Below are 15,920 nucleotides of genomic sequence, written 5' to 3' on the forward strand. Positions count from 1 at the left end.
TTCGCACGCCGACGCACGAGCTCACCCGCGCGCACGCGGTCCTGCGGACCCGCCGGCAGATATTTGCCAATGCGCCCGACTGGGCGCTCGGCCGGGAGGGGATGCGGCAGCTGACCGGGCGCGGAGGAGACGCGGCGGCGGTAGGCGACCGGGCAGGGGAGGGGAGGAAGACGGCCGAAGCGGCGCTACAAACGGTCGATGCCGAGCCGGAGGCGGAAGGAATCCTCGCCGCGGAATTCGCCATCATCGATGCCGTGCTTGCCCGCTCGAGTGCGATCCTCCAAGGCGTCGCCGTGGGGCGGTCGACCCGGCCTGAAATCGCGCCGCAACGCGATCCATTGATCTACGATGCGGATTGGGACGAGCCTGCCCGGATCGAGGAGTGGCGCGTTCTTGTTGACCGAACGGGCGAGCTTCCGGTCGTGCTCGCGGCCGCGGTCCTTTGGGACTCCTGGGAGCGCGTCGGCCCGTTGCAGCATCAGCCCTGGCTCGGCGTCCTTCTGCTTGAGGCCGTGCTGCGGCAGCGTCGCAAGACCACGGCTCACCTGCTTGCCCTCAATACCGGCCTGCGTATCGTCGCTCGCGACCGCCGGCGCCATCGCGACAGGACGACGCGGCTACTGGCTTTCCTGGATGCGGTTGCGGAAGCGGCGGCGCTCGGCCTCAAGGAACATGACCGCCTGGCCATGGCGCGGGAGCAGATGCTGCGGCGCCTGAAGGGGCGTCGCGGCAACTCGAAGCTGCCGCAACTCATCGATTATGTCCTGGCCCGGCCGCTGGTCTCGAGTGCGATGATCGAGAAGCAACTGAGGGTGACGACCAGGGGAGCGCTCAACCTCGTCGGTGAGCTCCATCTGCGCGAGATCACCGGCAGGGGACGCTATCGCGCGTGGGGTGTATAGTAATCTGCGGTAGCTCTTGTCCGCGTTCGGGAAGCAGAACAGCCTGTGTCTATGGTCGACATTGGGCGCATTGCCGTACGGCATCCTTTCGATGAGTGTTGCGCCTTCCCCGAAGGGGGACATACGCGCCGGCTCAAGGCTGTCTTGCGTCGTCACCCGCTCACGTTCATCGTCGTTGCGGATGCGGTAATGTGGCGAATTCGCGGCTGTCGGCGGGAGGGTGCCGGTGATGCGGTCGATATCCGCGGTCTTCGAACGTGGCGAAGGTGCCGCGCAGGCGGACGGCTGTCCCGCGGCAAAAAGGTAGCGGTCATGGTTGTTTACCCTTTTCGAATCCGGCATCGAGGCCGCCGGATTGATCCGCACCATCTGCTGCGTAGGTCCGTGCCTCCCTACCCGGTCGGAGGATGAAGGCGCCCACCTGTCGCCGGGCAAACCGGGACAAGTTCTCGTTGACTACCTCGTCGTGATCGATGCGGTTGCGGCGCCTCGAAGCCCGACGTATTGAGGCCTGAACATTGTTGTTGACGAAAGCCGCCGCATCCATGTCCTTGGTCGAAGTCGGCGAGCGAGCCTGGCCACAGATCCTATCCAGCTATCGGAAACCTGATCGGAGCCGCAGCCTGCTCGAATTGGCCGTGACGATTGTCCCGTTCGCCGGCCTGTGGGCGCTGTCCGCAATCTCGCTGCACCATGGGTTCTGGTGGGGTCTGGCCTTGGTCATCCCGGCGGCAGGATTCCTCCTTCGCTTGTTCATGATCCAGCATGATTGCGGTCATGGCTCCTTCTTTGCTCACCGCAAGGCGGATGACTGGACTGGGCGCCTGATTGGTGTCCTTACGCTCACGCCATACGATTACTGGCGCCGTGCGCATGCGGCGCATCATGCCTCTGTCGGCAATCTCGACGAGCGCGGCGTCGGCGACATCACGACGCTGACCGTGGCCGAATACCATTCCCTCTCGCGCTTGCGTCGGCTGGGATATAGGCTCTACCGCAACCCGATCGTGATGTTCGGCATCGGCCCGATCTGGCTTTTCCTGTTCAAGCAAAGACTGCCTTTCGGCATGATGCGCTCAGGCATGGCGCCTTGGCTCTCGACCATGACGACCAATCTGGCCATCATGGTTCTGGCGGCAGGCCTGATCTGGCTGATCGGCTTCGGGCCGTTCATGCTGGTGCAACTGCCGATCGTGGCGTTGGCGGGATCAGCGGGTGTCTGGCTGTTCTATGTCCAGCATCAGTTCGAGGAAACTCACTGGTCGCAAAGCCCGCAATGGCAGTTCCGGGACGCTGCCTTGCATGGCTCTTCGCACTACGATCTACCGTTCGTGCTGCAATGGCTGGCGGGCAATATCGGCATACATCACGTGCATCATCTCTCCAGCAGGGTGCCCTATTACCGGCTGCCCGAAGTGCTCAGGGACTATCCCGAACTAAGCAGCACCGGCCGTATCACCATCATGGAAAGCCTTCGCTGCGTGAAACTCGTGCTATGGGACGAGCGCAGCCGGCGTCTCATCTCGTTTCGCGATGCACGCGGCAAGAAACGACATCACCATAGCAATGCGGAACGTCGCATTGCCGTGAATAGCCGCCCTCGCTGAGGGAATTCCGAACGGCGCCTTGGGTCATACCCGCGCATCGCCGGAGGATTCACATCGAGGGCTTCGATGTTCCGACCTTGACTGCTGGATCGAGCATTCGCTCGAGCAGAGCTGCGCACCATTCCCAGGGTGGCTGTACGGTCCCGGCCCAGATGCCGATCCTTTCGTTCCGGGCCGCCACCTGTTCCGCCGCGTATGCACCGCCACTATACCGGGGCCCGTCATGGCCCAGCCGCTCCGGACGAGCGAAGCCTGCACACTGGCGCCGTCTTCCCGGAAGCAGTCTCCGACGAAGCGGCCGTACTGGTCTCGCTCGACGAAATCGCACCAGGTTGGCGAGGAAGCCGTCAGGAGCTCGGCGAGTGCTTCGGCCGCCCTTGCCCCGCATCGATAGGGCTTTCCGTTCCCGTCGTTGCAGGTCTGGGCCGCCTCGGGGCCCGTCAGATCTTAGAGCGTCGCCAGCCGGCCGCGCGAGCCTCTCCTTCCGAGCAGAACATGCGCTCGCCCTTCGCCGGGTCAATCTTAGTGCGATCGTAGTATCGCTGGCCGGGCATATGGTAGATGCGTTCGCCCTTGTCGCTGATGTTGCCCTTGATCTGGCACCCGGTCGTGGATCTTTGCTTTGCACCGAGCAACATTGTCGGCGTGTTCGAGTTCGGCACCTGCTGCGCGCGTTGCTCAGAGCGCCATTGCCAAGGTTCCGTGAACATCCCGCGCCACATGCCGAGCTTCTTTTCCTTGGCTTGCTGCTGCTCGGAAACGTAAGCGCCGCCGCTGTAACGAGGCCAGTCGAGAGCATGACCGGCGCTGACCATTAGCGCCGCAACGTTCGCGCCATCGGCGCGGTAGCAGGTGGCGACCATACGATCGTAGGCGTCACGCTCGACAAACTCACATGTTGTCGGCCGGGATTTCGCCAGGACGTCGGCCAGATAATTGGCCGATCTGGTGCCGCACGGATAGCTCTTGCGCCGGCGGTCCTCACAGAGCTGCCCCGACTCAGGCGCGTCTATTCCGTGCAGCCGTATGCGTTCGCCCTGTATCTCAAGGGTGTCTCCGTCGACTACACTTGCTCGGCCGGTGACGGCCGCCCCTTTCTCTGGAGCTGAGCGCGGGACAATAACGCTCGGTGAGGTGGAGACAGTCTGTGCTGGCCGAATGACTGACACTCCGTTAGCTGTCGTGGACTGCCAATAGCTGTCGAGCTGAGGGAACACTACCGCAGCAGCCCCGAGAGCAGCGACCAATAGTAGGCTACGCGTGCTGGACCGAAGGCGACGAAGTGGTGATTGCCGCGTCGGCTTCGCCTCCCGCCATGCTTGGATGCCGAGGGGTCGCCTCTTCCTGCGAAACTGGATCACGTTCTTCGTGCGCCGGTTCATCCTCTTAGCGTGCAACATCGCGTCGTAAGATGCGACCGACAATGCGGGAGACGACTAACAGCTGGTTGAGAAGCGCTGCCATTTCCGAAATCCGTGTCCACTGGGCCGCGCGTCCATGTGAGCCCGAGCCGCTCCCAAGTGTCACAGCAGTCGCTCGAGTAACGCTGCAATTACCTTCCACACTCGCCAACATTGCAAGTTCGGGCCGCTCCGTGTTGGATTGAGCCGGTAGGCAGCGGGGATCGGGCAGTGCTGAGTTCCATGGCCAGCTCAGGCGGCGATTCAGACGTTTGGGCCGTTCAGAGTCGATGACGCCCATCCTGATATTATTTCGCTGGATGGCGAGATTGACGTAGGCGCTGCGCTCAATTTTCGCCGAGCGATCGAGGCTGCACCCAATGCCAAGCTGGTAGTCCTCAATAGTCCGGGCGGTTTGGTGCAAATCGCCCTATTGATTGCCGATGACGTGCACCAGAGGAAGCTCGCCACCTACATCCCTCAGAAAGGCACCTGCTACTCAGCGTGCGCCTACATATTCCTTGCCGGGGTCGAACGACAGGCTGAGGGTGAGCTTGGCGTCCATCAAATTTCCTCAGAATCGGCCGATCTCGTTAGCGCTCAGCTATCCATCTCTGACATCATCGACCTCCTCAATCGCTTCGACGCGCCCGTTGAGGTGCTAACCGCGATGTTTAAGACGCCTCCCAACGAGATGCATGTATTCACGCCGGATGAGGTCGCGCGATATCGCATCAATCGGCAAAAGGGGAGCTCGTCGAGCACTGTCGCGCAGGGCGGCGGTGCAGAACCGATCGAGCAGTCAAACCCGGAACTTGAACTCGACATAGATCCCACACCTGCGCCAGAAGCGGGCGCGGTCGCTGACCTAGCCGCCCCTAGCTTGGCTCGCACTAACCGGACGTTCGAGGGTTGAGAGTCTGAGCTCACCACACGGAAAGCGGCGCGCCCAGATCGGTTGCATTGCGCCCGCGGCTCGACTTGCGGTGGTGCCATCCCTACAATTCGAATCAGCGCCCTGGCGCGCGACAACCGGGCTTTGGGGGGAGCGCATGAGGATTGCCAAGGTCAAGATCACCAACTTCAAGTGTTACGAAGAGACCTTCACCCTTGCCTTGAATGACGGCCTGAACGTGATCGTCGGCGCCAACGAGTCCGGGAAGACCACGATCCTGGAGGCGATTCATCTGGCGCTGACGGGACTGTTGCACGGCCGCCCTTTGAAGAACGACCTGACAAGCTATCTCTTCAACTTGGCCGCTCAGAACAAGTACGTACAGAGCCTCGGCACAGCATCCCCGCTCCCGCCGCCAGCAATTACCATCGAGCTGTTCTTTTCGGGATCCTCAAACGAGCTGGCGGAGCTCGAGGGTAACGGAAACTCCGAGAAGGCCAAGGGCAGCGGCGTTGTCTACAAGATCGAGTTCGACGAGGAGAATTACAAAGGGCCATACGAGGAGTTGGTGAAAGCAGGCGCGCTCAGATCCATCCCGGTTGAGTACTACACCACGACCATGCGTTCGTTCGCGCGCAAGGGTATCACCGCTCGCAATATCCCCATCAAGTCCGCGCTGATTGATTCCTCCAGCACCCGGCTGCAACATGGGTCGGACGTCTACGTTTCCCGCATCATCCGCGACGTGCTGGAGGAGAAGGAGCGAGCGTCCATTTCCCAAGCCCACCGAAAGCTCAAGGAAGCTTTCGTGGCGGACCCGAACCTTAAGCTAATCAACGAGCGGATCACCCAAGCCGCCAAGATCAGCCAGAAGGCGGTCAGCATCTCAGTCGATCTGTCGTCCCAGACCGCCTGGGAAAGCAGCCTTATGACCTATATCGACCTCATCCCCTTCCAATACATCGGCAAGGGCGAACAGTGCGTGATCAAGACCAAACTGGCTCTCAGCGCCAAGAAAAACGCCGAGGCGACGGCGATCCTGCTGGAGGAGCCAGAGAATCACTTGTCGCACGCGCGGCTGAACGAGCTGATCGTCGACCTCACCGATCAGCATGGCCAAAAGCAGATCATCATTTCCACGCACAGCAGCTTCGTAGCCAATAAGCTCGGCCTCGACCACTTGATCGTGCTGCGTGGCGGTGAGGTGGCGCGCATCGCGGAACTGGGAGCCAGCGACTTCTTCAAGAAGTTGGCGGGTTACGACACCCTGCGCTTGACGCTCGCCGCCAAGGCCATCCTTGTGGAGGGCGATTCCGACGAGTTGGTCGTTCAGCGCGCCTATATGGACGCCAACGGTGGCCGACTACCCATCCAGGACGGCATCGACGTCATCTCCGTCGGCACGGCCTTCCTGCGCTTCCTTGAACTGGCCGATGCCCTGAAGATCCCGGTCGCCGTAGTAACCGACAATGACGGCGACATCGCCGCCGTCGAGAAGAAGTACGCCGCCTTCAAGGACTCCGGTACCGTCAGGATCTGCTTTGATCCCATCGTGGACACCGGATCGCTGATGATCAAGGATAAGCCCTTCAACTACAATACGTTGGAGCCAAAGCTCCTTAAGGCGAACAATCGTGCGACCCTGAATACCATCCTCGGGACGCCGGCAAAGACGGACGACGAGCTTCGCGTCCACATGCGGGCCAACAAGACCGAGAGCGCCCTGGCCATCTTCAATTCGAAGATCACGATCACCTATCCGGACTACATCCAGAAAGCCATCTCGCCGTGATCGGCGAGAACAAGATCGTCATCGCTGCCGCCGGCTCGGGCAAGACCACCTACCTTGTCGAGGAGGCGGTGAAGATCAAGGGCGAGCGGGTCCTGATCACTACCTACACGGAATCGAACGAAGCCGAGATCCGCCAGAAGTTTTTCGAGTTAGTCGGCCATGTGCCGGCAAATGTGGTCATCATGACCTGGTTCAGCTTCCTGATCACCCACGGCGTTAAGCCGTTTCAGGGCGGCCTATTCGAGTTCCCGGTCTCCGGCATGGTGCTGGTCTCGGCCCAGTCGGGCCTGAAGTTTCGGACCCGCCAGGGCAAGCCCGTCTTCTGGCCCGAGGATGACATCGACAAGCACTATTTCGACCCGATCCGGCGGGTCTATTCCGACAAACTCCCCAAGCTTGCGATCCGATGCAACGAAATGAGCGGCGGCGCCGTGGTCGAACGGATCAGCCGCGTCTTCCAACACGTCTTCGTAGACGAGGTACAGGATCTGGCGGGCTACGATCTCGACATCCTGGCGGCGCTCGCCCGCAGCTCCGTTCGCCTGATCATGGTCGGCGACCCGCGGCAGGTAACCTACCTTACGCACCATGAGCAGCGCTACAAGAAGTACGCCGATGGTGGCATCATCGACTTCCTACGCAATGAGCTTCCCAGGAAGGTGTCGGTCGACATCGACGAGACGACCTTGAATCGGTCGCACCGCAACAGCGCAGTCATCTGCGCGGTGTCGTCACGACTGTTTCCGGCCCTGCCCGCCAGCCAAGCCTGTGAATGTGTGCGGTGTCGCACGGGAACGGGGGCGGTCACTGGCGCCTTTATCCTCCGGATGGCCGACTACGCCCACTTCCTGGCGACGGTCCGGCCGATGCAGCTGCGTGACAAGATCACCAGCCCCGGCGTAGATCGCCGGTGGCCCGCCATGAACTTTGGGGAGTCGAAGGGCCGAGGCTTCGACCATGTGGTCATCTTGCCAACCGAGCCGATGCGACTCTGGCTCTCCGATCCCGCAACAAGCCTGAAACACCAGAGCCGGGCGAAGTTCTACGTCGCTCTAACGCGCAGTCGCCACAGTGTGGCCATCGCGATGGATTGGGGGACCGCACCCCTGCCCACCGGATTTTCGCTCTACGAGCGCACGCCGCCGACGTGACGTCGGCCCCGGCCGGGCAGATGGCCGGTATCGGGAACGGCGACCGGCATCCTAACTGACGAGAATTAGGCGCTAAGCTGTCGGACGGCTAGGGGCCAGAAGCGGACAGTCCGCTTTCAGATCATCAGACAGCTAAGTTGCCATTGATGAAGGGCCGCCACAACGGCAAAGCTGGCTCCCAATGAAAAGCAATCGGCCCCCGCACCTGGCACCCTCTACCTCATCGGGGTGAAAGAGGTTGTCATCGCCCGCATCTTCCACGGAGCACAGCGTCGATCTTCAGAATAGCCGCATCGGCCTTCCAAGCGCGGTATGATTTCTACGGTGCTATTACCCGGCGTGGGCGCGGCTTGGCGATGTCCGCCTGCGCCGTAAAATAGGCGGCAAGGTCGTCACCCACACCGGCAGCTTGCAGCAAACCCAGCGCCTCGTTCCGGTTGCCCCAGGGGCTTTTCGTGTGTGGCTGCCACTTCGATGCCAGCAGTTCGCGCATCCTCCGGCGATCGAAGTGATGCTCGCGGGCGCCGGCTACGATAAGTGCCAAATACCAATCATATGGAACGCGCGTGAGGTCGGGCTCCTGAGCCAGGTAGACGGCTGCATGCACGATCTCCTTGGTATCGTGGCGGCGCACGGGAAACGCATCCTCTCTATAATAGCCAGCTCCAACGCCCTCCGCGTCATCGAGCTGCCCGCGTTCGGCCATATCGATCTCAAAAAGAACACCCGCTTGCCTGACGCGTTTGTGTGCCTTTGCCAGATGCCCTTTGCCCGATCCGTCGTTGCTGGGTTTTGCGAAGGTCAGGCGGTAACCTTCCGCGGAGGCAACGCACACGGGCGTCGTGCTTTCGCACCGCGCTTTCAGACGCGCGGTAAGCATGTTTGAGCCATATCCGAAGTAGAGGAAGCTGGTCATGGCCGATCAATATCACAGCCGCGATCTCCAAAGGAATGTTATTGCGCTGATCAGTATCATGCGGATTGGATGTGGTTATATTTCGTATGAGCGAATCTTCAGATGCCGATGACAATAAGCCAGCGCCGGGCGTGCTCGCCGGGAACGTCGGCGAGCCGATCAAACTCACAGACCTGACGCTCGCCGGGGTAAGTGCCGAAGCGGCGCGCGGCGGCGACACGATCAAAATCTGGACGAGGCTTTCGCTGACATCGGACGACCGGCATTTCTACCGTATTGTCGAAAACTTTGCCGCTCATGTTGAGCATATGGCGCGAAAGGCTGGGCACCATGTCAGCCTGAGCAGGTACGGCCTTATTCTGCTGGTGATCCGTCCGGACAACACAGGCAAGCTGTGGCTCGATGCAGCGGCGGTCTCGATGAACATCCTGGCCAAGCGCGCGATGAAGGCGGGCACGGTCATATTCGAGAACGACATTGCCGATGTTACGGCAATGTCGTTCCCGCTCGTGGAGATCGGCAAGCAAGATCGCGTGCTGTGCATCTTTCGGGAAGGCTGGCGCTTTGCGCTCTTCTTCGATTTCAATCCCGACGGCGATCTCTCCATCGAGGACATGGAAAGAGATCTCGGAACGCTGCACCGCCGGCTTAAATACCGCGATCTCTACGACGCTATCGCCGACCAGAATGTTTTCCGGCGGCTTATCGAAGCTGGGTGGTTTCCTTTCGTCGAAATTCTCGGCCGGGAATTCCGCGAGCTTACGAACAACTGCGAGGCGGGTTTCGAACTGGGCGAAGTGGAGGCGAAACTGCTCGCGGCGTTCGATACCAAACGGGTCGAGGCAATGTTCGCGCGCTGGATGGCCAAGCCGCATTTTGCCGGAAAAGAGCGGTTGCTCCGCTCTGCGCTCAACAATTTCACAGCCGGCGATTCCATCGCTGTGCTGAAGATTGTTCTGACCGAGATCGAAGGCATTCTGAGCGCAGCCTACCATAAAGCCCATGGTAAAGGCGCAAGGCTCAAAAGGCTTCTCGAATTCGCGACCATGTCGGCGGAGAAGAAGGCCGGCCAGCCCGACACTTTGTTGTTTCCGGCAGCATTCGCGCACTATCTGAAGTCCCACACATTTGCAGAATTCGATCCGGTGGCGCGAACGGGGAAGGCAAGTTCGCGTCATGCTGTTGGCCATGGCGCGGCGGACGATGACAGCTATACCCAAGTGCGGGCGCTGCAGGCGCTGCTGACGCTCGACCAGCTGGCCTTTTATACATAACGGTATTGGGCCTCCACCGGTGGAGCCACGCCAAAATTGATTAAGCCCCGCGCCCGTTGAAGAGGCGGCGCTGACAGCGTCAGGAAGTCGGTAGCTTTCTCGCGTGGGCGGCCGTGGAGGTGGTTTAGTTAACCGCGTTAGCCGACCGTCAGTCCTTCACTGTAGGTTCCTGTACGCCGCCCATCAAAATCCCATTCGTAGACGGTGCTGGGCCCGATGGCCTTATGCAGTTGCCCGAGGAAAAAGGTAAAACCGTTGGGCGCTGAGATGAACAGATGCGTTCTCGGGCAGCGGCCAACCTGGCGCAGTTGATCCACAAGCGCTTCCGCAAGGTGCGCCGCGTGCGCTCCGCATTTCACCGATGACTGCAACGCTGGGCTCGCGAGTTTTGCCGTAACGAGCGTGCCGACAGAGGGTAGATTGCCTGCCAGGAAGCTCCTGACATCGCCGCTGATGTTGTGCGTAAGACCGATGGCAATCGCGCGCTCGGCGCTATCACCAAGCTTTTCCGTTTGGCACTCGATCGTGGGCCAATCAGGATCTGCCGCAAAATCGTCGCGCGACCAAAACCGGCGCGAGCCGGTTCGCTGCTCGATCGCGATAGACTTGCCCGATTTGACGTCGAGGATTGAGCCGACAGCAAACGCGAGCGAAACGTGCGCATCCAACACCAGGCGAAGGCTTTCATGCTCGCGTGCGTGCGAGAGAACGAATTCTTTGAGTTCTGGATAGAGAGACTGGTTCCAGGATTTTTCATCGCGCAGATACCGGTCATCGAAATGCGGCACGAGGTTAAGGCTCTCGTCGGTGCGCGCTTCAAGACTGTCGATGGGGTGCAAGAACGACTTCACGCCGATGGTCCAGCTCGGCGGCTCTCTGCGATCGTCCAACAGGTTCTCGGAGCGGACCATGTCCTTGAAGGACTCGCGGTCGAACTCCTTGCGGCCTTGCGCATGAAGCTTCTTGATCGTGTCGTCGTAAAGAAAACCGGCCTCGCTCGCCGGGATCGGCTTCATACCGAGACGGGCGAACCTGTCATTGAGGTGTTCGCGGATATCGGCGCCGGAGCGGATGCGAAGATTGACGCTCATCGTCCGAACGAGCAGGCGCAGCTGATCTTCGTCGATACCGAGATGCTCCGCCCAATGGGCGCGGAACCGGCCGGTCTCGCTTCGCGGTCCGCCTTTGAACAGCGTGCCGACATCGAGGCTGTTGTGCTGAAGCTGAATGAGCTTTCGCAGCGGGTCCGTCGCGCTCCAGTTGGTGACGAACTGGAAGCGCGCGCCCTCGCCAGCGGGCGCGAAGGCGAGCTGCGCGTCCCTCGCGCGCTGCAAGATCGACACGCTCGTCCCCTTGGTGAATTCGGGGTTGGCAAAATCCTCGTAGCCGAAATCACCGGGCCTGACATGCCATTTGCATTGCAGGTGATCCCGGAGGACCGGCCTGCCGGTATGGTCTTGCGGTGCGCCTTTGGGGTCATAGTCGATGACGACGTCATCGAATGCCTTGGGGCCGGTCTCGAAGAACACGCGCCGCACCGGCGCTTTCTCGTCGAGCAGCAGCGAGGCGTGAAGCCAGAACAGCCGCGCCTGGAAGTCATCGCCTTGCTGGCGCGCTACGATTGAATCCGCCATGACGCGTCTAGCTCGTCGGAAAATACTTGCCCATGATCTCACGCCAGAGCGCAATGGCGTCGCCCTGCCGGCCCTGCTGCTCGTAGCGGACGGCGGTGGCGGCTTTCATCTCTGCCTGACGCAACTGCTCTTTCGCAGCGATGATCAGCTGCGGTGTCATCTGGTCCGAAACCGGAGGGCCGTAGCCGGCGGGGTCGGGCCACGACCTTCCGATCCCATCGAGAGCCGCGGCGAAGAAGCGCCGGACCTCGCTCGGGTAGGTGGTGAAGGGAGCGTCGACGAGGTCTTGCATCATGACCTCGATCAAGAAGGAGGGCTTGATCGGCTTGCCTGCCGACCTGTTCCAGCGCTTCACCATCTTGACGAGCGGCACCCACTTGCCGCCAAGTTCCTTGTTCTTCTTCGTGGCCTGCTCGGCATGGATTTCGGGGTCTGTCTTGATCCACTTGCCCAGCACGCGATCAGGGATCTCGTAGCAGTCGCCGATGTCGAAGGCCGGCACGGCGTCGATCGAGAGCACCTTGCCTTCTTCGTCTTTCGTGTTTTTTTCGAACTCGACGGTGGCGCAGCGGCGGCCGGGCTCGACGGCGTCTTCCCCGTACTCCTTCTTTAGCGTCTTCACGAACGCATCGATCAGCTCGGAGGGAGCCTTGTTCCGGTATTTGTCGCGCTCCTTCTGGCCGAGGATGAAGAACACATCGACATCCTTCAGCGGCTTTGTCTTGGTGGACCTGCCGTAGGACCCGGTGAGGATGTCGCGATCGACCGCAAAATCGGCACGGATGAGTTCGCGCACCTCCGTGTGCCGTTTGATCGTGTCCTTGCGCTCGGTCTCGCTCAATTCGAGACGCTGGCGGTATTTTTCAAAAGCCTCTTGGGTCGTGATCATCTGTAGTAGGTCGCCGATGCCATGATGTCAGGGGTTGCGATCACCGTTCCGGCTTCGCGCGGCGACAAGCCGTTGAGGCCGAGAAACGACACGTAGGAAAGTCCGACGTTGGGAGCGCCGGGCGCTTCGACCAGCAAGAGGCGGTAGATGCAGTTTGCCGGCGGCTTCGGCGCTTTCGCGAACGAGCTTTTGAAGAATTCGGTATCGACCCACATCTCGTCGATGCCGTTTGCATCGTAGCGGATCGGAAAGTCCCACCGGCCCGATGCGTTTGCCGCGCCCGGCACATAGAACTCGATGACGATTTTCTGGAGATGGCCGCTCTCCATAAGCTTGCGGGCGGCCTCATGCACCCAGCTCGACCAGGCGTCGACGAGCGCTTTCGGATCGAGCCCGGCATCGATGACGAGGCTCTTCATGAGATTGCGCATCTTATCGGCGACATAGATCGCGGTGTTGGTGCGCGTGTAGGCTGTGGCGTGCGTGCTGGTCATCTCAGTTCAGCGCTCCCCAATCGATCTTCACCGCCTGCGCGCCGGACGCGCTCTCTTCGTCATCGCTGGCGGCATTGACGTCTTGGACCTTGATGCGCGGCGCGCGGTCCTTCAGCGCCTTGTTCATCCAGTCCACGTCCTCGGGGTCCGAGGGCGCGCTCATCGACCAGTCGCCGGCGGTCGGATTCCAACTCAGCTTGTCGACCGACAAGTCGGCTTCCATCGCGTCTTCGCCATAGAGCAGATAGATGACGAGGCGGCTGCCGACGCCTTTCACGACGATCGGCTTTTTGGCCGGTTGTTCATCCGCGATCAGCGATTCCATGATGCTGGCGGCGCTCTCCAGAGTCTTCTTGTCGATTGTGCCTGCGCCCGTGATGAGATCGACGATCGCAGTCCATGTCTGGGTGGCCGAGCGTTTGGGGATCGAGGCAATTTCGCGGCGGACTTTCATGCGGCCTCCACAAGGTCGGGCTGCTCCGCCGCCTGGCTGAGGGTTTCCAGCACATTCTCGCGGGTAAGCTTGTTGAGGTCCTTGGCAGTCTCGATGGAGATCGCGCCGGCCGAAGTCAGGGCTTTGCGAAGGCGCCTGCCATCCATGCCTTCAGATGCGGCCACGAACGCTGCGATATGCGTTCTCAGATGTCCGACCTTCGGCCATTCGCGGCCGAGCAGTTCGAGCACCTCAAGGATGATCTGCTTCCTTGCCTCCGCGCCGGGAGGTCCGATCTCCTCGATCCAGTCTGCGCGGGAGAGCAGTGCGCGGTCGACGGCCTTGGGATAGTTGGTGGTCGCGATCAGCAGCGTGTTGCGGTGCTTCCTGGTCAACAGGTCGATGCCGGCGAGCGCGGCGTCGGTGGCGCGATGCGCATCGATCGGATTGGCTTCGAGGCTCATCTTCTGCCGGTCGGCCGCGAGGGTTTCGACCTCGTCGAGAAGGACGATGGCCGGCATCGACATGGCGAGCTCGGGGATCGTCTGGCTGAAAATCTTCGAGACTTCCTTCTGGCTCTTCCCGAGGGACGAGCTGCCAAGCGCGTGTGCGTCGAGCTGCACGTACTGCGCGCGTCCGACGACCTTCGCGATCCTGTCTGCGAGCCCGCGCGCAAGGGTCGTCTTTCCCGTGCCGGGCGGTCCGGACATGAGGATGAGCCCGTGCATCGGAATCTGCTCGAAGGAGAATTTCTGCCGCATCTGCAGCGAGAGTACCGCCTGTGCGACGAGCCTTTCTTTGACGGACGCATCAAGCTTGATGGCATCCCATGCAGCCTCGAAATCTTTGCTCGGCAGCTGCTTGTGTTCGACGATAACGTCCATGCTTAAGCCCTCTTACGAAACCCGCGCGAAGGCGGTTCCGCTTGCAAAACAACAACCGGTCTGACTACGGGCGCCCCCCCCCAGCGTCAGCGGCTATATAGGTATGTTTTGGCGCCTTCCAACGCAACATATAGTGGCGCCCGAAAAATACCGGCATCGAAAATACCAGAACTCCGAACACGGTAAGGGGACTCGGTTCTCGTTGTCAAGAACGAAAAATATCGCTACTCTGAACACTGTGAATGAAGGAGCCTGCAATCGTGACAACACCCCTCGGGACGAAAATCCGCGACCTACGAAAAGAGAAGGGGTTTACGCTCGACAAGCTCGCCGAACTCACCGATTCCAGCAAAAGCTACATCTGGGAGTTGGAGAACAAGAACCCGCCCAGGCCCTCGGCCGACAAGGTGGCCCGGATCGCGACCGCGCTCGGCGTGACGAGCGACTACCTCGTCGACGTCAATGCGAGCGTCACGGTCGAAGACGCTGCCGACCAGGCGTTCTACCGAAAATATCGCGACATGGACACCTCGACCAAAAGCAAGATTCGCAAGATGGTCGATCTGCTCGGCGAGGATGAATGAGCGAGCCATCTCCGGAGCGATGGGCTATCGATCTCTCGCTGCTGCTCAATGCGGTGAAGGGCGCCGATAGGTTCCCGGTCGATATCGCCGAACTTGCGCTGGAATATTCGAAGACGCGCTTCCCGGGCGATCCGATCCTGCGCGTGGCAGGCGACGATTTGCCGGGTTTCGACGGGGCCTTGATGAAGGCTCCCGGTGGCAAGCCCGGCTGGGGCATTTTCTACAACAACGCCTTCAGATCGAAGGGGCGGATCAACTTCACGCTCGCGCACGAGCTCGGGCACTATCTCTTGCACCGCACCGCCTATCCGGACGGATTCTACTGCAGCTCGAACGACGTGGTGCGGTGGGATTCGGAATACGGCCAGATCGAGCACCAGGCGAACGTCTTCGCCGCCAACATTCTGATGCCGCTCGACGATTATCGCAGGCAGATTCCGCAGCACCTGCGGGTAGACCTTGAAATGATTTCGGCCTGCGCCGAGCGCTACCGCGTCTCGCTGATCGCGGCGAGCCTTCGGTGGCTCACCTACACGACGCGGCGGGCGATCCTGGTCTGCTCGCGCGATGGTTTCATTCTGTGGGCGAAGCCGAGCGCCAGCGCGCTCAAGTCCGGCATCTATTTCAGGACCTCGATGGGGCCGATCGAGATACCGGGACAGTCCCAGGCGGCGAAGCAGGACATGCTCGTGGATGCGAGGAGCGGCATCCCGCATCCGGCCGGGGTATGGTTTCGTGAGCCGGTGCAGGAAATGACGGTGTTCTCGGAGCAGTATGATTTCGTGGTCAGTCTTCTCACGCTGGAGGACCGGGACAGATACGAGCCGAGCGAAGAGCCTATTGAGGACAGCTACGACCGGTTCATGAACCGGCAGCAGAGATTCTGAGATCGCATCACAAGGCGATGCGCTTGTTCGTACTGTGTGACCGTTTTGATGTCTTCTGTGGATGGCTCCCGCGGTGGAAGAGGTAATTTGACGTTTCTGGCGGTTGGTCTGGTGCAGTCTTCTGTCCGGCCTGTTGATGCAGTCGTTCATGTTGACCGCTGGCCCTGATGGTATCCGC

17 protein-coding genes are annotated in these 15,920 nt (G+C 60.8%); 9 read left to right on the plus strand and 8 right to left on the minus strand.

The features are described from left to right. Both HUI96_RS25355 and HUI96_RS25360 read left to right on the plus strand, forming a co-directional pair. Window positions 1–902 (plus strand): RHE_PE00001 family protein (locus HUI96_RS25355; RefSeq protein WP_237684367.1); only part of this gene is annotated, 902 nt, incomplete at its 5' end. Between the two features lie 545 nt (window positions 903–1,447). Beyond that, window positions 1,448–2,509 carry a fatty acid desaturase gene (locus HUI96_RS25360; RefSeq protein WP_188257489.1) on the plus strand — a complete coding sequence of 354 codons (1,062 nt, stop codon included), beginning with the start codon at window positions 1,448–1,450 and terminating at the stop codon, window positions 2,507–2,509. Between the two features lie 24 nt (window positions 2,510–2,533). Here HUI96_RS25360 and HUI96_RS30345 read toward each other — a convergent pair whose 3' ends face one another. After that, a complete protein-coding gene (locus HUI96_RS30345) occupies window positions 2,534–2,953 on the minus strand; it encodes a thermonuclease family protein (RefSeq protein ID WP_188257530.1) in 420 nt (139 codons plus the stop codon). After that, window positions 2,950–3,909, minus strand: coding sequence for a thermonuclease family protein (locus HUI96_RS25370; protein WP_337918631.1), 960 nt, complete (start codon window positions 3,907–3,909; stop codon window positions 2,950–2,952). Before HUI96_RS25370 ends, HUI96_RS30345 begins: the two co-directional genes overlap by 4 nt. A gap of 418 nt (window positions 3,910–4,327) precedes the next feature. On the opposite strand from HUI96_RS25370, the gene HUI96_RS25375 reads away from it, so the two are divergent. The 3 genes from HUI96_RS25375 to HUI96_RS25385 all read left to right on the plus strand — a co-directional run bounded on the left by HUI96_RS25375 (window position 4,328) and on the right by HUI96_RS25385 (window position 7,747). Then, window positions 4,328–4,825: a hypothetical protein gene (locus HUI96_RS25375; protein WP_188257491.1), complete on the plus strand. Its 498-nt coding sequence runs from the start codon at window positions 4,328–4,330 to the stop codon at window positions 4,823–4,825. Window positions 4,826–4,961: 136 nt separating this feature from the next. Then, window positions 4,962–6,596, plus strand: a complete 1,635-nt coding sequence (locus HUI96_RS25380) for an ATP-dependent nuclease (protein WP_188257492.1) — start codon at window positions 4,962–4,964, stop codon at window positions 6,594–6,596. Continuing rightward, on the plus strand, window positions 6,593–7,747 hold the full coding sequence (locus tag HUI96_RS25385; protein WP_188257493.1) for a UvrD-helicase domain-containing protein: 1,155 nt from the start codon (window positions 6,593–6,595) through the stop codon (window positions 7,745–7,747). The genes HUI96_RS25380 and HUI96_RS25385 overlap by 4 nt, the downstream gene beginning before the upstream one ends. A gap of 319 nt (window positions 7,748–8,066) precedes the next feature. Here the strand turns inward: HUI96_RS25385 and HUI96_RS25390 are convergent, their stop codons facing one another. Continuing rightward, window positions 8,067–8,663 (minus strand): gamma-glutamylcyclotransferase family protein, encoded by a 597-nt coding sequence (locus HUI96_RS25390; protein WP_188257494.1) that lies wholly within the window; start codon window positions 8,661–8,663, stop codon window positions 8,067–8,069. Window positions 8,664–8,749: 86 nt separating this feature from the next. Here HUI96_RS25390 and HUI96_RS29160 point away from each other — a divergent pair, with 86 nt between their 5' ends. Further along, entirely contained in the window at window positions 8,750–9,937 is a 1,188-nt protein-coding gene (locus HUI96_RS29160; protein ID WP_210320321.1) for a hypothetical protein, read from the plus strand. A gap of 137 nt (window positions 9,938–10,074) precedes the next feature. On the opposite strand, the gene HUI96_RS25400 is transcribed toward HUI96_RS29160, so the two are convergent. Then, complete coding sequence (locus HUI96_RS25400; RefSeq protein WP_210320322.1) at window positions 10,075–11,028, minus strand: SAVED domain-containing protein; 954 nt, start codon at window positions 11,026–11,028, stop codon at window positions 10,075–10,077. Between HUI96_RS25400 and HUI96_RS29165 the strand changes: the two genes are divergently transcribed. Continuing rightward, a complete protein-coding gene (locus HUI96_RS29165) occupies window positions 10,981–11,562 on the plus strand; it encodes a hypothetical protein (RefSeq protein ID WP_210320323.1) in 582 nt (193 codons plus the stop codon). The genes HUI96_RS25400 and HUI96_RS29165 overlap by 48 nt on opposite strands. Before the next feature lie 16 nt (window positions 11,563–11,578). Here the strand turns inward: HUI96_RS29165 and HUI96_RS25405 are convergent, their stop codons facing one another. The 4 genes from HUI96_RS25405 to HUI96_RS25420 are packed head-to-tail and all read right to left on the minus strand — an operon-like array spanning window position 11,579 to window position 14,271. Further along, the gene (locus tag HUI96_RS25405) at window positions 11,579–12,460 is read right to left on the minus strand and encodes a CBASS oligonucleotide cyclase (RefSeq protein ID WP_188257496.1); all 882 of its coding nucleotides are present in this window, start codon (window positions 12,458–12,460) and stop codon (window positions 11,579–11,581) included. Then, window positions 12,457–12,954, minus strand: a complete 498-nt coding sequence (locus HUI96_RS25410) for a hypothetical protein (protein ID WP_188257497.1) — start codon at window positions 12,952–12,954, stop codon at window positions 12,457–12,459. Before HUI96_RS25410 ends, HUI96_RS25405 begins: the two co-directional genes overlap by 4 nt. Window position 12,955: 1 nt before the next feature. Then, window positions 12,956–13,408: a hypothetical protein gene (locus HUI96_RS25415; protein WP_188257498.1), complete on the minus strand. Its 453-nt coding sequence runs from the start codon at window positions 13,406–13,408 to the stop codon at window positions 12,956–12,958. Further along, complete coding sequence (locus HUI96_RS25420; RefSeq protein ID WP_188257499.1) at window positions 13,405–14,271, minus strand: AAA family ATPase; 867 nt, start codon at window positions 14,269–14,271, stop codon at window positions 13,405–13,407. Before HUI96_RS25420 ends, HUI96_RS25415 begins: the two co-directional genes overlap by 4 nt. 260 nt (window positions 14,272–14,531) lie before the next feature. On the opposite strand from HUI96_RS25420, the gene HUI96_RS25425 reads away from it, so the two are divergent. Beyond that, a complete protein-coding gene (locus HUI96_RS25425; protein ID WP_188257500.1) occupies window positions 14,532–14,855 on the plus strand; it encodes a helix-turn-helix domain-containing protein in 324 nt (107 codons plus the stop codon). After that, window positions 14,852–15,742 (plus strand): ImmA/IrrE family metallo-endopeptidase, encoded by an 891-nt coding sequence (locus tag HUI96_RS25430; RefSeq protein ID WP_188257501.1) that lies wholly within the window; start codon window positions 14,852–14,854, stop codon window positions 15,740–15,742. The genes HUI96_RS25425 and HUI96_RS25430 overlap by 4 nt, the downstream gene beginning before the upstream one ends. The last annotated feature ends 178 nt before the right edge of the window (window positions 15,743–15,920 follow it).

The sequence above is a fragment of the Pseudaminobacter soli (ex Zhang et al. 2022) genome (genome assembly GCF_014595955.1).
Lineage (GTDB): Bacteria > Pseudomonadota > Alphaproteobacteria > Rhizobiales > Rhizobiaceae > Kumtagia > Kumtagia pseudosoli.